At 70.8% G+C, this 999-nt stretch carries 1 protein-coding gene and 2 pseudogenes; 2 read left to right on the forward strand and 1 reads right to left on the reverse strand.

Annotation, left to right across the window (positions count from 1 at the left end; all coding sequences use genetic code 11):
* Positions 1 to 385: pseudogene (locus A5709_RS15540) on the reverse strand (hypothetical protein); the annotation flags it as partial.
* Positions 386 to 491: 106 nt separating this feature from the next.
* Here A5709_RS15540 and A5709_RS27550 point away from each other — a divergent pair.
* Entirely contained in the window at positions 492 to 668 is a 177-nt protein-coding gene (locus A5709_RS27550) for a hypothetical protein (protein WP_197501060.1), read from the forward strand.
* A 144-nt stretch (positions 669 to 812) separates the two neighbouring features.
* A pseudogene (locus tag A5709_RS15550) lies at positions 813 to 999 on the forward strand (hypothetical protein); the annotation flags it as partial.

Genomic DNA, 999 nt, shown 5'->3' on the forward strand with positions numbered 1-999 from the left:
GCGGCAGCGGTATCGACCCGGGCAGCACGGCTGCCGTCGGGCAACTCGGCGAGCTGAGGGAACAATGCCGGCTGGCCGGGGGCGCCGGCAATGGCGCGACGCTGGGCGCGGGCGGGGCCTGGCGGTTCTCGATGCCGGTCAGCGTGTAGGCCACGCCACCGATCGCCGTCATGGCGACCAGGGCGGACATCCCGATGATCAGCTGCGACAGCCGAAGGCGGCGCCAGGGCCGGTCCGGGGGCGGGTCGATCACGTTCAGGCGCATCGACCAGCCGGACGGGCCGTCTTCGTCGTAGGTTTCGCCGCCGAACCGCACCCGCACGTCGCCGGGGTATTCCGTCTGCGACCACGCCAATTCGCGATCGGTCAGCGCCTCGTCGTCGACTCAGGCGCCCACCACGACGGCCATGACGACGCCCCCGCCGCCGCCGACCACGAGCGAAGCGCCGCCCCCGCCGTCGACCACCACGACCACCACGACCACGGTGCCCATGACCACCGAATGGATCCACGTTCCGCTGCTGCCGGTGCCGATTCCGATCCAGGTGCCGCAGACGCAGGCTCCCCAGACGCAGGCGCCGCAATACACGCCATATCCGCAGTATCCGCAGCAGTACCCGCAGTACCCGGGGAACTCCCAGAATCCGTTCCTGAGCCCGGGCTACTAGCCGCGCCCGTCGTCCCTGCTGAGCGCGCTCCATGAGCGCGTCCGTCCCCGCGCGGGTAGGTTTGGTGTCACCCGGTCGGGCGGGGTCTATCCGGCGGTGTCCTCATGGACCCCGGAGCAAATCAGCGGACTGTGGAGGCGTGACGTGGACATCGTGCTGGGGGTCTCGATGGCTCCCGAGACGGTCCGCCTGGTGGTCATCGAGGGCCAGAACGCCGACGGTGTGACCGTCGAACAGGACGAGTTCGAGGTTGCCGGCGGCGCAGGCTCGGCGACCGCCGGGGCGGTCGACCAAGTGCTTGCGGCGATCGACGGCACCCGGGAAGGTGCGC

Source organism: Mycobacterium sp. E1386, from assembly GCF_001672745.1.
Taxonomy (GTDB): domain Bacteria; phylum Actinomycetota; class Actinomycetes; order Mycobacteriales; family Mycobacteriaceae; genus Mycobacterium.